Source organism: Vescimonas sp. (assembly GCF_057856985.1).
In genome coordinates, this window is record NZ_DBLZXX010000003.1 from 61,937 (window position 1) to 74,942 (window position 13,006).

Sequence of the window (13,006 nt, forward strand, 5' to 3'; positions counted from 1 at the left end):
CAGGAGGAAACAAACTATGGAAACATACGGGCTGGAGAAGCTGGGACTTGTGAACGCGGGGGCAGTGTACCGCAATCTGACGCCGGCGCAGCTGGTAGAGCACGCGCTGCGCCGCGGCGAGGGCACCCTGTCCAACACCGGTGCGCTGGTGGTCAAGACCGGCAAGTACACCGGCCGCAGCGCCAACGACAAGTTCATTGTGGACACCCCCGCCGTCCATGACGATATTGCCTGGGGCAAGGTGAACCGCCCCTTCGAGAAGGCAAAATTTGACGCCATCCGCGCCAAGGTGCTGGCCTATCTTCAGGGTCGGGACGTGTTTATTTTCGATGGCTTTGCCGGTGCGGATCCCAAGTACACCAAGGCGTTCCGCATCGTCAACGAGCTGGCCAGCCAGAACCTGTTCATCCACCAGCTGCTGCGCCGTCCCACGGCGGAGCAGCTCAGGGATTTCCACGAGGACTATACCATCATCGCCGCCCCGGGCTTCAAGTGCGTGCCGGACATCGACGGTACCCGCTCCGAGGCCGCCATTCTGGTGGACTACGAGGCCCGCGAGGTAGTGATCTGCGGCACCCAGTACGCCGGTGAGATCAAGAAGTCCGTATTCTCCGTGATGAACTATGTGCTGCCCAAGCAGGGCGTGTTCCCCATGCACTGCTCCGCCAATATCGGAAAAAACGGCGACAGCGCCGTGTTTTTCGGCCTCAGCGGTACCGGAAAGACCACCCTGTCCGCCGACCCACAGCGGATGCTCATCGGTGACGATGAGCACGGCTGGGCCGATGATTCCGTGTTCAACTTCGAGGGCGGCTGCTACGCCAAGTGCATCAACCTCAGCCCCGAGGGTGAGCCGGAGATCTACAACGCCATCAGGTTCGGCGCACTGGTGGAAAACGTGGTGATGGACCCCGATACAAGGGAGTTCGATTTTGACGACGCTTCTCTGGCGGTGAACAGCCGCGTGGGCTACCCTGTGGAGTATATCCCCAACGCGGAGCTGTCCGGCATGAGCCCCAGCGTGCCCAAGACCGTCATCTTCCTGACGGCGGATGCCTACGGCGTGCTGCCTCCCATCAGCAAGCTGAACAGGGATCAGGCCATGTACTACTTCGTATCCGGCTTCACCTCCAAGGTGGCGGGCACGGAGATCGGCGTCACCGAGCCGGTGCCCACATTCTCTACCTGCTTCGGCGAGCCGTTCCTGCCGCTGGACCCCTCCGTGTACGCCGCTATGCTGGCGGAGAAGGTGGAGAAGGCAGGCGCCAGGGTGTATCTGGTGAACACCGGCTGGAACGGCACCGGCAAGCGAATGAAGCTCAGCTACACCCGCGCCATGGTGACGGCGGCCCTCACCGGCGACATCGAAAAGGGCGAATTCGTCACGGACCCCACCTTCGGCGTGCAGGTGCCCACCAGCATCGAGGGCGTGCCCTCGGAGCTGCTGATCCCCGCCAACACCTGGGAGGACAAGGCGGCTTACGAGGCCAGCTGCAGGAAGCTGGCGCAGAGCTTTGCAGAGAATTTCAAGAAGTACACCCACATGAGCGCGGCGGTGGTGGCCGCGGGCCCCAAGGCGTAAGGAAATGATCGAACTGAAGATACTGGTCGATGACATCGACTACAACAGCCTGACGGAGCTGCTGGTGCCGCTGCTGGCGGAGAAGCTGGAAAAGGACGGCAAGGGCGGCATTTTGGGCGGCGTGCTGTCGGGCAACCGGGGCATGGCGGTGAGCATGGCGCGGACGCTGCTGAACACCATGCCCCAGGCCAAGAAGGACGAGCTGGTGGTCCAGCTCATCAACAAGAATCGGGACAAGCTGCTGCAGAAGGGCAGGGCACTGGCGGCGAAAAACGGCGTCAGGCTTCAGCTGTGCGATGTGGCGGCGAAAAAGATATGAAAACATCCCCTCCGGCATCGCCGGAGGGGATGTTTTTGCAAAATTCGTTACTTTTTCAGGGCCTGGACGGCGGCGCGGAGGGCGTCCACGTTCTCCTGAGTGGTGGCCCAGCTGGCGCAGAAGCGCACGGCGGAGTGGGCGGCGTCCACACGCTCCCAGTACTCGTAGCCGAAGTCCTTGCCGAGCTCGGCCAGCTCCGCATCGGACATGATGGGATACTGCTGGTTGGTGGGGGAGTCAAAGAGGAAGGAGTAGCCGTTCTCCTCGAAAATGGCGTGTATCTTCTTGGCCATGACGTTGGCGTGGCGGGCGATCCTGAAGTACAGGTCATCGGTGAACAGAGCGTCGAACTGCACGCCCAGCAGACGGCCCTTGGCCAGCATGCCGCCCCGCTGCTTCATCATAAAGCGGAAGTCCCGCTTCAGCGCATCGTTCATAATGACCACGGCTTCGCCGAACAGAGCGCCCACCTTGTTGCCGCCGATGTAGAACACATCGCACAGCCGCGCCAGCTCCGGCAGGGTCAGGTCGCAATCGTCGCAGGTGAGGCCGTAGCCCATCCGCGCACCATCGATAAAGAGTGGCAGGCCGCACTTCCGGCACACCTCGTACAGCGCCGTCAGCTCCGCCTTGGAGTACATGGTGCCGCCCTCGGTGGGGAAGGAGATATACACCATGCCGGGCATGACCATGTGCTCATAGTCGGGGCTGAAGTGATGCCAATTGTAATAGTCCTCCACCTGCCGGGCGGTGATCTTGCCGTTGTTGGTGGGCAGGGCCAGCACCTTGTGGCCGGAGGACTCGATGGCGCCGGTCTCGTGGCAGTTGATGTGGCCGCTGGCGGCGGTGAGGACGCCCTGATAGGGCCGCAGAACGGAGGCGATCACCGTGGTGTTGGTCAGCGTACCGCCCACCAGGAAGTGAACGTCGGCGTCAGGGGCCTGGCAGGCTGCCTTGATCTTTTCCCGTGCGGCGGCGCAGTACTCATCCTCGCCGTAGCCCACGGTCTGGACCATGTTGGTCTCGTTGAGCTTTGCCATCAGGGCGGGGTGCGCGCCCTCCAGATAATCGCTGTTGAAGTAGATCATCTCATTTTGCTCCTTTTTTTCGGGCGGCGGAACCTGCGGAGACGCCGCGCCGTCTTATCGTGTGTGATATCTATTTTAACGTAACTTGGCGGGGAAGTAAAGACAAACTATTAAGTGACAAACTGTTAAATTTGGTTACAGGTTGTAAATACAACTTGCATTGATATGCGAAACCTGCTACAATGCTTGCAAAGCAAGGAGGCTTGTTACATGAACGAAAGACCTAACAGACGCCGCGAGGAGCGGGGCTCCCGTGTGCGCGACGAGCGGTCCCAGAACCGCCCCGCCGACTACGGCGACAGACCCAGACGGAGCAGCCAGAAGCATAAAGGCGGCAAGGTGCTGTACTACGGTGTGCTGGCCATTCTGCTGGGTGTACTGGTGTTCTCCTCGGTGAAGATCATCAGCTATATGATGGAGAAAAAGGAAAGCGAAAAGAGCCAGCAGGATCTGATCGATCAGGTGGTGACACCGGTCACGCCTTCCAATGACAACACCGACGGCAACACCGACAGCAGCACCGGCAGCGAGCCCGACTACATCTCCGTGGACTTCGCCGCGCTGCAGGCCAAGTATCCTGACGTGGTGGGCTGGATCTACGGCGCCAACACCGGCATCAACTACCCCATCGTCCAGACGGCGGAGGAGGGCGGCGAGTACTACCTGTACCGCGATATCGACGGCTCCAGCAACAAGAACGGTACCATCTTCCTGGATTGGCGCTGCAATTCCGACTTTACCACCCAGAACAACCTGCTGTACGGGCACAATATGAAGTCCGGCCGCATGTTCGCCGCCATCACCAAGTACAAAGATCAGAGCTTCTACGACGCGCACCCCTACCTGTACCTGTATACGCCCAATCAGCTGTACAAGGTGAACCTGTTCGCCGGTATGGTGACGCCCCATGACTCTGACGTGTACGCCTATGAGCTGTCCTCGGACTACATCAAGCAGTGCATCAGCAGCTCCACGTTTACGTCCACCACCGGTACGCCCACGGGCAATATCCTGACGCTGTCCACCTGCGACTACGTGTACGACAACGCCCGCTATGTGGTGATGGGAGAGATGGTTCCCATCGACTGGCCCTCCTGAACCGGAAAATGACTGAAAAATATCCCTTTCCTGCGGGAAAGGGATATTTTTTGCGCAGAAAGCGCCCTCCGGCGGGGCTGGAGGGCGCGGGGACGTTACAGCTCGGTCTCAAAAATGCGGGCTGCTGCTGCGGCCAGATAGGCGCAGTCCTGCGCGCCCATGGTCTCCCAGGAGGAGTGCATGGCCAGCTGGGCAAGGCCGATGTCCACGGTGCTCACCGGTACCAGCGTGCCGGCGATGCTGCCCAGGGTGGAGCCGCCGGGCAGGTCGGAGCGGTTGGCCATCAGCTGCACCGGTACGCCTGCCTCAGCGCAGGCGGCGCGGAACACGGCACAGGAGCGGCCATCTGTGGCGTAGCGCTGGTTGGCGTTGAATTTGATGACCACGCCGCCATTCATGCGGGGGCAGTTGCCTCGGTCGGCGTATTCGGGGTGATCGGGGTGGATGGCGTGGGCATTGTCGGCGGATACCAGAAAGCTGCGGGCCAGGGTGGTCTGGAAAGCCTCCTCGTCCTGGCCCAGGGCCAGGCTGATGCGGCGCAGGGTGTCCCGCAGGAATGTGGAGGCCGCGCCCTGCTTGGTGGCGGAGCCCACCTCCTCGTTGTCGAAGATGCACAGCACCGGCAGGCTGCCGCTGTCACCGGCGGAGAGGAAGCCCTCTGTGCAGCCCCAGACGCAGGCCAGGTCGTCCAGCTTGGGGGAGAGGATGTACTCGCCGTGGGCGCCCAGCACCGTGCCGCAGCCGCGGCAGTAGAGGAACAGGTCCTGCCCCAGCACGTCCTCCGGACGGACGCCGGCGGCCTCCGCGGCCAGGGGCAGGATGGCGGCGTCGGGGTCCTCGGCGCTGAACAGGGGAACGGTGTCGATGTTGGCCTGATACTTCATGCCGTCATTGGCGTTCCGGTTCATGTGGATGGCCACGCTGGGGATCACCAGCAGGTCACGGTCTACGTTCACCAGCTTTTCCGCGATGGCGCCGTTTTCCCGCACGAACAGGCGGCCCGCCACGGACAGGGGGCGATCGAACCACGTGGCCATCAGCATGCCGCCGTATTTCTCGGTGTTCAGGCGGATGTAGCCGTTGTCCCGCAGCTCCGCGTTCTCCTTGAGCTTGAAGGCAGGGGAGTCACTGTGGGCCGCGGCCATCATGAAGCCGCCGGTCAGCTTCCGGGGTACGCGGAAGGCGAGGATGCTGGAGCTGTTGCGGGTGACGAAGTACCGGCCGCCGGGAGTCAGAGTCCAGCGGTCCCGCTCGGACAGGGGCGTATAGCCCTCCGCAGTGAGACGGGCGGCCAGATTGGACACCACATGGTAGCAGCTGGGGCTGGCGGCGATGAAGTCCAGCAGCGGCTGGACGGAAGTGTGCGTCATAGAGAAGAACCTCCTTTGTCCTCGAAAGATGGACAATTTTGTCGTATGCTATTATAGCACACGGGCCGCGGGTCTGGCAAGCGCCGTGCGTCCCCGCCGCAGCCCCGCCCCGAAAGATACTTGCCAATCGGCGATCTATCCGTTATAATGTCTACTTACACGATACTATTTACGTGATACTATTTCATTTCAGGAAAGGAGGGGGGCGGTCGTTCCGGCGGAACGGTCCGTGCAGATATATGAAACAGACCGATGAGATCCGACCGGCTGTCGCCCCTCTGTGGACGCGAGACTTTACCATCATCACACTGGGCAGCGTGGTATCCATGCTGGGCAACGCCATGTCCGGCTTCGCTCTGAGCCTGCTGGTGCTGGACTACACCGAGTCGTCCCTGCTGTACGCCATCTATATCGCCACGTTCACCGCGCCCCAGATCATCGCACCCATCTTCTCCGGCGCTATTCTGGACAGGTTCTCCCGCAAGAGGACCATCTATACGCTGGACTTTATCTCAGCAGGCATCTACGCCATGGCGGCGTTCATTTTGAGCAGGGGCTGGTTCAGCTTTCCGGTACTGGCGGTGTGGTGCTTCATTATCGGCACTATCAACAGCGTCTATATGGTGGCCTACGAGAGCTTTTACCCCATGCTCATCACCGAGGGCAACTACTCCAAGGCCTACTCCATCGCCAGCGTACTGGAGACGCTGTCGGCGGTGATGATCCCCATCTCCACCTACGTCTACAACAAGGTGGGCATCGCGCCGCTGCTGGGCATCAACGCCGTGTGCTTTCTGACCGCCGCCATCGCGGAGACGCAGATCCGGGCGGAGGAGAAGTACATCGAGACGCAAAAGGCCGCGGCAACGGCGGGAGAGTCCTCCGCACGGCGGCTGCTGCGGGACATCGGGGAGGGCTTCCGGTTCCTGTGGAGCGAGAAGGGGCTGCTGGCGGTAGCGTGCTATTTCGCATTCAGCTCGCTGGCCGGCGGCGCGTCCCAGGTCATCACGCTGCCCTATTTCAAGGGGGCGTTTCCCAACGGCGAATACGTGTACATGCTGGTGTGGGGCATGATGGTGGTGGGCCGTACCGTCGGTGGGCTGGTACACTATAAGGTGCAGCTGCCTACCCACCGGAAGTACGCCATCGCCCTGACGGTATATATCGTTATCTCCATGCTGGAGGGCGGGTATCTCTACACGCCGGTGCCGGTGATGATGGCGATGTGCCTGTGCAACGGGCTGCTGGGCGTCACCAGCTATACCATCCGTATCTCCGCCACCCAGAGCTATGTGCCGGACGAGAAAAAGGGACGGTTCAACGGGGCGTTCAATATGCTGAACACCGTGGGGAGCCTTACCGGTCAGCTGGTGGCCGGCGCACTGACGGTGGTGCTGCCGCCGAGACTGGTGCTGACGGCGTTCATGCTGGTGACGGCGGCTGCGGCCATTGTGTTCATCGGCGGGAACAGGACGGCGGTCAGCGCCATCTACAACCGCCAGCAGTGAATTTGTATGCCGACGCGGCGGCGGATGATCCGACACGCCGCGACATAGAACGATGTACCATCGTAAATCATGCAAGGAGGAGCAAGATATGAAGTTTTCCGAAATGCCCTACGCCCGCCCCGACACGGAGACGGTGAAAAAGCAGCTGACGAAGCTGACGGAGCGGCTGAAGAACGCCGGCACCTATGAGGAGGCCAAGGCGGCCTTCCTGGAGGAGCAGAAGGCGTCTCTGGCCGTGGAGACCCAGGCCACACTGGCATCCATCCGCCACTCCATCGACACCCGTGACACCTTCTACGATGAGGAGGAGAAGTTCTGGAACACCTTCAGCCCTGAGCTGGAGGAGTATCAGCAGGCATGGAAGGCGGCTATGCTGGAGTCCAAGTTCCGTCCGGAGTTCACCGCAGAGTATGGCGACCTGATGTTCGTCAACGCTGAGATCGCCCGCAAGTGCTTTACGCCGGAGATCATCCCCGAGATGCAGCAGGAGAACGACCTGGTGCAGGCATACGAGAAGCTGCTGGCCTCCGCTCAGATCCCCTTCGAGGGTAAGACCTACACCCTGTCCCAGCTGACGCCGCTGAAGAGCGATCCCGACGATGCCCGCCGTCTGGCGGCGTGGCAGGCCGACGCCAAGTGGTCCATGGAGCACGCGGCGGAGCTGGATGAGCTGTACGACAAGCTGGTACACCTGCGCGACAGCATGGGCAGGAAGATGGGCTATGAGGGCTACACCACCCTGGGCTACTACCGCATGAACCGTAACTGCTACACCAAGGAGGACGTGGAGAAGTTCCGCACCGCCGTACAGAAGTATCTGGTGCCGGTGGCCGACAAGATCTGCCGCCGTCAGGCGGAGCGTCTGGGCAAGAGCTATCCCCTGAGCTTTGCTGACCTGGCGCTGGAGTTCCGGTCCGGCAATCCCTGCCCCGTGGGCACCCCTGACGACATCCTGGCCCAGGGCATGAAGTTCTACGGTGAGCTGTCTCCCGAGACCAAGGAGTTCTTCCGCACCATGCTGGACAACGAGCTGCTGGACGTGCTGAGCACCGAGGGCAAGCAGGGCGGCGGCTACTGCACCAGCCTGGGCGAGTATGAGGTGCCCTTCATCTTTGCCAACTTCAACGGCACCCAGCACGATGTGGAGGTGGTGACCCACGAGGCCGGTCACGCCTTTGCCGACTGGACCAACCGCAAGCGCATCCCCAGCAGCTACATCTGGCCGACGCTGGAGGGCTGCGAGGTACACTCCATGAGCATGGAGTTCTTTGCCTGGCCGTGGGCCGAGGGCTTCTTCGGCCCCGACACCCGCAAGTTCTTGTACAGCCATCTGGCCGGCGCCCTGACGTTCATTCCCTACGGCACCATGGTGGACCACTTCCAGCACATCGTGTATGAGAAGCCCGACATGACCCCCGCCGAGCGCAACGCCGCCTGGAAGGAGCTGACCGGCCTCTACATGCCGTGGGTGAAGATGGACGACAGCGAGATCCCCTTCTACACCGAGGGACGCCGCTGGCAGCGTCAGCACCACATCTACTCCAGCCCGTTCTACTATATCGACTACTGCCTGGCGCAGACCGTGTCCCTGGAGTTCTGGGCCATGATCCAGAAGGATCTGGGCGACGCCTGGGAGCACTATATGGCCTACACCAAGCAGGGCGGCAGCCGCACCTTCACCGATCTGCTGAAGAACGCCGGCCTGGAGTCTCCCTTTGATGAGAGCTGCCTGCGGGGCGTGTGCGCCGCCGCCGACCAGTGGCTGGACAGCTATGACATGACCGGCATCCGGTAATGGCGGAGAGCAAAAAGCGGCGGGGACGCCGCGACCATCTCAATGATTTCTATCGCGATGTGTCGGGGAACTATGTCTACACCGGCACCTGCTACGTCTGCCGCGCCGCTGAGAAGGAGCGCACTGCGCTCCTTCGGCGGGTGTGGCTGCTGACGGCGGTGATGGCGGCGGCGGTGGTGGCCGGAGGGTGCATCTCCGCACCGGGCATGGACCGATGCTTCTACGTGCTGCTGCCCTACGCGGCGGAGGTGGGACTCACCGGCAGCGTCGTATGGGCCACAGTCCGCTGGCAGGCCCGGGAGTACCCCATGCGGGAGTACGTGTACAGGGCCACGGTGCAGGCGCTGCCCGGACGGTGTCTGGGCGAGGCCATCGCGGCAGGCGTGGGCCTTGCGGCGGAGGTCGTATACCTCCTGCTGTCCGGCAGCGGTGGACGCGGCGCACTGGCGGCAGCCTATCTGGCGCTGAAGGCCGTAACCCTTGTGGCAGCACTGTTTGCGCGGCAGCTGGTGCGGCGCAGCGCGTGGGAACCCGTGGGGAAGAGCGGCGAAATCCCGGCAGAATGAGAAAAAAGACTGTACAACAGGCATAAGTATATGGTATAATAAACAAAATGACCGATTATATCGCAGCGGCGATCGACCGGCCCAAAGGGAGTACTCCCTTTTTCTGCATGCTCCGCATGCAGAGTCCCATTGTGCACCACGGGTATACACCCGTTGCTGCAAATATATCGAAAAGGAGTTAGATCCAATGAAAAAGGCACTTGCATTGATCCTGTCTGTCGTCATGTGCGTGGGTCTGTTCGCAGGCTGCGGCCAGCAGAACGACGCCAACAATGACAATAATCAGGATCAGGGCTCGACCGCTAAGACGCTGGTGGTCGGCACCCAGAACTTCGACGGCAAGTTCTCCCCCTTCTTCTACACCAACGATTATGAGAACCAGGTCATGAACATGGTTTTCGACCCTCTGCTGGGCACCGACCGTGAGGGCTCCGTGGTGCTGAAGGGCATCGAGGGTGACGTCCGTCCCTACAACGGCACCGACTACACCTACTACGGCGTGGCCGACTGCGAGATCGTTGAGAACGAGGACGGCACCGTTGACTACAACATCACCCTGAAGCCCGGCGTCAAGTTCTCCGACGGTACCGAGATGACCATCGACGATGTCATCTTCTCCTACTACGTCCTGCTTGACCCCACCTATGACGGCGTGTCCACCCTGTACTCCATCCCCATCAAGGGTCTGGATGCCTATCGTTCCGGCATGGACTCCCGTATGAACCTGATCCTGGCTGCCGGTCCTGACGGCTACACCGCCACCGACTTCTTCACCGAGGATCAGTACAACACCTTCTGGGCTGCCTTCAACGCCGCCGGCGTGAAGTTCACTCAGGAGATCCTGGACTACGTTGTGGCTGCCGGTAGCGCCACCGCCAGTGATTCCGTGGCCGCCCAGGCTGCCAACTGGGGCTATGAGCTGGCCGAGGGCGCCACTGTCGAGGATTTCTGGAAGGCCATCGTGGCTAAGTACGGCTATGACATCTCCGATAACGGCATCAACGCCGAGACCGCCGGCACCAGCATCTCCGCCTTCATCGAGGCTGAGATCGGTGACGCCTTCTCCGACTACACCGTCGGCGTGCAGACCGGTGAGTCCGCTCCCAACGTCGCTGGTATCGTCAAGACCGGCGATTACAGCATGACCGTCACCCTGACCGAGGTCAATGCCACCGCCATCTATCAGATCCCCGTGACCATCTGCCCCATGCACTACTACGGCGAGACCGAGAAGTACGACTATGACAACAACAAGTTCGGCTTCGACAAGGGCGACCTGTCCCACGTCAAGTCTGTGACCTCCGCTCCTGTCGGTTCCGGTCCCTACACCTTCGAGAGCTATTCCAACGGCGCTGTGACCCTGGAGAAGAACGCCGGTTACTGGAAGGGCGAGCCCAAGATCGACACCATCATCTGGCGCGAGATGCAGGATGTGGATAAGATCCCCGGCGTCGTTTCCGGCACCATCGACATCACCGATCCTTCCTACTCCAAGGAAGCTGCCGATCAGATCAAGAAGGCCAACTCCAACGGCGAGATCTCCGGTGACGTGCTGCAGACCGATCTGGTCGCCAATCTGGGCTATGGCTATGTCGGCTTCAACGCCAACCGTGTGAAGGTCGGCAATGGCAACGGCGGCGACGAGGCATCCAAGAACCTGCGTAAGGCTATCGCTACTGTGATCGCTGTGTACCGTGACGTGGCTGTGGACTCCTACTACGGTGAGTTCGCCAATGTTATCAACTACCCCATCTCCGACACCTCCTGGGCCGCTCCCCGTGTCACCGATGAGGGCTACAAGGTCGCTTTCTCCGTGGATGTGAACGGCAACGACATCTACACCGACGGTATGTCCGCCGAGGATAAGTACGCCGCCGCCAAGCAGGCCGCTCTGGGTTACTTCGAGGCTGCCGGCTACACCGTCACCGACGGCAAGATCACCGCGGCTCCCGCGGATGCCCGCATGGACGCTGAGGTCATGGTCGGCGGCAGCGGCACGGGCGACCACCCCACCTTCATGGCTCTGACCCTGGCCTCCGACGCTCTGAAGGAGCTGGGCTTCAACCTGATCGTCTCCGATATGTCCAACTTCTCCGAGATGACCAACGCCATCAACGCTGGTAACGCGGACATGTTCGCCATGGCGTGGCAGGCCACTCCCGACCCCGATATGTTCCAGATCTATCACAGCCAGGGCGGTTCTAACGAGAAGTCCTACTGGATCAAGGATGCCGAGCTGGATGACCTGATCATGCAGGCCCGTCAGTCCACCGATCAGACCTATCGTAAGACCCTGTACAAGGAGTGCCTGGATATCGTGGCCGACTGGGCTGTTGAGATCCCCGTCTATCAGCGCCAGAACTGCATCATCATCTCCAGCCAGCGCGTGAACCTGGATACCGTGACGCCCGATATCACTACCTATTGGCAGTGGTACAACGATCTGGAGCTGCTGGATCTGAAGTAAGCGCCTGATCCGTACATCTGATTTTCCTTAAAGGCCCAAAAACCTTTAAGACGGCTACCCTGCGGCTGCAAAGCCGCAGGGTAGCCTATCACCGGACTCTTTTTGCGTATGAGTCAGGCGGTTCGACGTCCGTGCCGGAACGACTGCCTGATACGCAGAATCACATTAAAAAGGACAGCGGCCCCTGGCGCGGGGCGGCTGTCGGCAAAACGGAGGGATTGTATGCGCAAATTCTTAGTCAAACGCACACTGCTATCGATTGTGATCCTGTTCTTTGTGACATTCATCATCTATGTGCTGATGCGCTGTCTGCCCGCCTCCTACGTGGAGACGATGGCGCGGCAGCTGTCACAGGCACCCGGCTCCAAGCCCTACGAGGAGTGGCTGGCCCAGCTGAATGCCCAATACGGATTGGATCTGGAGCTGATCCCAGGCTTTTTCGTGCAGCTGAAAAACCTGGTCACCGGCAACTTCGGCGACAGCTGGAAGTACACCGTGCCCGTCATCCAGAAGTTCAACGAGGTCATCTGGGTGTCCTTCATCATGGGAGCTATCTCTCTGGTGTTCGAGCTGCTGATCGCGGTGCCCCTGGGCATCGTGGCTGCCACCAAGCAGTACAGCGTGACTGACTATACCGTTACCACCGTGGCCCTGCTGGGTATGTCTCTGCCCACGTTCTTCTTTGCCACCCTGCTGAAGCTGGTGTTCTCCGTGAAGCTGGGCTGGTTTGATCTGGTGGGTCTGACAGGACGTGATTTCAATACGCTATCCCGCTTCGGGCAGATACTGGATATGGCCAAGCATCTGGTGCTGCCTATCGTGACGCTGGTGTTCATCTCCATCGGTCCGTGGATGCGCTACGTCCGCACCAACATGCTGGAGGTGCTGAACGCCGACTACATCCGGACTGCCCGTGCCAAGGGCCTGTCCGAGAAAAAGGTCATCTATCACCATGCCTTCCGCAATACGCTGATCCCGCTGGTCACGTTTATCGGCGGCAGCCTGCCCGGCCTGTTCGCCGGCGCGCTGATCACAGAGACGCTGTTCGCTATCCCGGGCATCGGCTACATCTCCTACAACGCCATGGTGGCCGGTGATATTCCGTTCTCCATGTTCTACATGACGTTCCTGGCGATCCTGACGCTGCTGGGCAACCTCATCTCCGATATCCTGTACGCCGTGGTTGATCCGCGGGTACGCATCGCTTGAGAAG

The 13,006-nt window shown here is 60.8% G+C and carries 10 protein-coding genes; 8 read left to right on the top strand and 2 right to left on the bottom strand.

Going from position 1 to position 13,006, the window contains the following annotated elements:
* Positions 1–16 precede the first annotated feature (16 nt).
* Complete coding sequence (pckA, locus tag ACZM22_RS04365; RefSeq protein ID WP_489543227.1) at positions 17–1,582, top strand: phosphoenolpyruvate carboxykinase (ATP); 1,566 nt, start codon at positions 17–19, stop codon at positions 1,580–1,582.
* 4 nt (positions 1,583–1,586) lie between these two features.
* On the top strand, positions 1,587–1,901 hold the full coding sequence (locus ACZM22_RS04370; protein WP_483268421.1) for a hypothetical protein: 315 nt from the start codon (positions 1,587–1,589) through the stop codon (positions 1,899–1,901).
* A gap of 47 nt (positions 1,902–1,948) precedes the next feature.
* On the opposite strand, the gene ACZM22_RS04375 is transcribed toward ACZM22_RS04370, so the two are convergent.
* Positions 1,949–2,989 (bottom strand): threonine aldolase family protein, encoded by a 1,041-nt coding sequence (locus tag ACZM22_RS04375; RefSeq protein ID WP_489543228.1) that lies wholly within the window; start codon positions 2,987–2,989, stop codon positions 1,949–1,951.
* A gap of 210 nt (positions 2,990–3,199) precedes the next feature.
* Between ACZM22_RS04375 and srtB the strand changes: the two genes are divergently transcribed.
* Positions 3,200–4,087, top strand: a complete 888-nt coding sequence (srtB, locus tag ACZM22_RS04380; protein ID WP_489543229.1) for a class B sortase — start codon at positions 3,200–3,202, stop codon at positions 4,085–4,087.
* A 95-nt stretch (positions 4,088–4,182) separates the two neighbouring features.
* Here the strand turns inward: srtB and ACZM22_RS04385 are convergent, their stop codons facing one another.
* Positions 4,183–5,457 (bottom strand): M18 family aminopeptidase, encoded by a 1,275-nt coding sequence (locus ACZM22_RS04385; RefSeq protein ID WP_489543230.1) that lies wholly within the window; start codon positions 5,455–5,457, stop codon positions 4,183–4,185.
* 239 nt (positions 5,458–5,696) lie between these two features.
* Between ACZM22_RS04385 and ACZM22_RS04390 the strand changes: the two genes are divergently transcribed.
* The 5 genes from ACZM22_RS04390 to ACZM22_RS04410 all read left to right on the top strand — a co-directional run bounded on the left by ACZM22_RS04390 (position 5,697) and on the right by ACZM22_RS04410 (position 13,002).
* Positions 5,697–6,965: an MFS transporter gene (locus tag ACZM22_RS04390; RefSeq protein WP_489543231.1), complete on the top strand. Its 1,269-nt coding sequence runs from the start codon at positions 5,697–5,699 to the stop codon at positions 6,963–6,965.
* An 88-nt stretch (positions 6,966–7,053) separates the two neighbouring features.
* The gene (locus ACZM22_RS04395; protein ID WP_489543232.1) at positions 7,054–8,760 is read left to right on the top strand and encodes a M3 family oligoendopeptidase; all 1,707 of its coding nucleotides are present in this window, start codon (positions 7,054–7,056) and stop codon (positions 8,758–8,760) included.
* Complete coding sequence (locus ACZM22_RS04400; RefSeq protein WP_489543233.1) at positions 8,760–9,326, top strand: hypothetical protein; 567 nt, start codon at positions 8,760–8,762, stop codon at positions 9,324–9,326. The genes ACZM22_RS04395 and ACZM22_RS04400 overlap by 1 nt, the downstream gene beginning before the upstream one ends.
* 187 nt (positions 9,327–9,513) lie before the next feature.
* A complete protein-coding gene (locus tag ACZM22_RS04405) occupies positions 9,514–11,793 on the top strand; it encodes an ABC transporter substrate-binding protein (RefSeq protein ID WP_489543234.1) in 2,280 nt (759 codons plus the stop codon).
* A gap of 222 nt (positions 11,794–12,015) precedes the next feature.
* Positions 12,016–13,002, top strand: coding sequence for an ABC transporter permease (locus ACZM22_RS04410; protein WP_484424373.1), 987 nt, complete (start codon positions 12,016–12,018; stop codon positions 13,000–13,002).
* Positions 13,003–13,006 lie beyond the last annotated feature (4 nt).

Coding starts and splice junctions, on each gene's coding strand:
- ACZM22_RS04405 (WP_489543234.1), top strand. CDS start 9,514: ATGAAAAAGGCACTTGCATTGATCCTGTCTGTCGTCATGTGCGTGGGT.
- ACZM22_RS04410 (WP_484424373.1), top strand. CDS start 12,016: ATGCGCAAATTCTTAGTCAAACGCACACTGCTATCGATTGTGATCCTG.
- ACZM22_RS04390 (WP_489543231.1), top strand. CDS start 5,697: ATGAAACAGACCGATGAGATCCGACCGGCTGTCGCCCCTCTGTGGACG.
- srtB (WP_489543229.1), top strand. CDS start 3,200: ATGAACGAAAGACCTAACAGACGCCGCGAGGAGCGGGGCTCCCGTGTG.
- ACZM22_RS04400 (WP_489543233.1), top strand. CDS start 8,760: ATGGCGGAGAGCAAAAAGCGGCGGGGACGCCGCGACCATCTCAATGAT.
- ACZM22_RS04370 (WP_483268421.1), top strand. CDS start 1,587: ATGATCGAACTGAAGATACTGGTCGATGACATCGACTACAACAGCCTG.
- ACZM22_RS04375 (WP_489543228.1), bottom strand. CDS start 2,989: ATGATCTACTTCAACAGCGATTATCTGGAGGGCGCGCACCCCGCCCTG.
- ACZM22_RS04395 (WP_489543232.1), top strand. CDS start 7,054: ATGAAGTTTTCCGAAATGCCCTACGCCCGCCCCGACACGGAGACGGTG.
- pckA (WP_489543227.1), top strand. CDS start 17: ATGGAAACATACGGGCTGGAGAAGCTGGGACTTGTGAACGCGGGGGCA.
- ACZM22_RS04385 (WP_489543230.1), bottom strand. CDS start 5,457: ATGACGCACACTTCCGTCCAGCCGCTGCTGGACTTCATCGCCGCCAGC.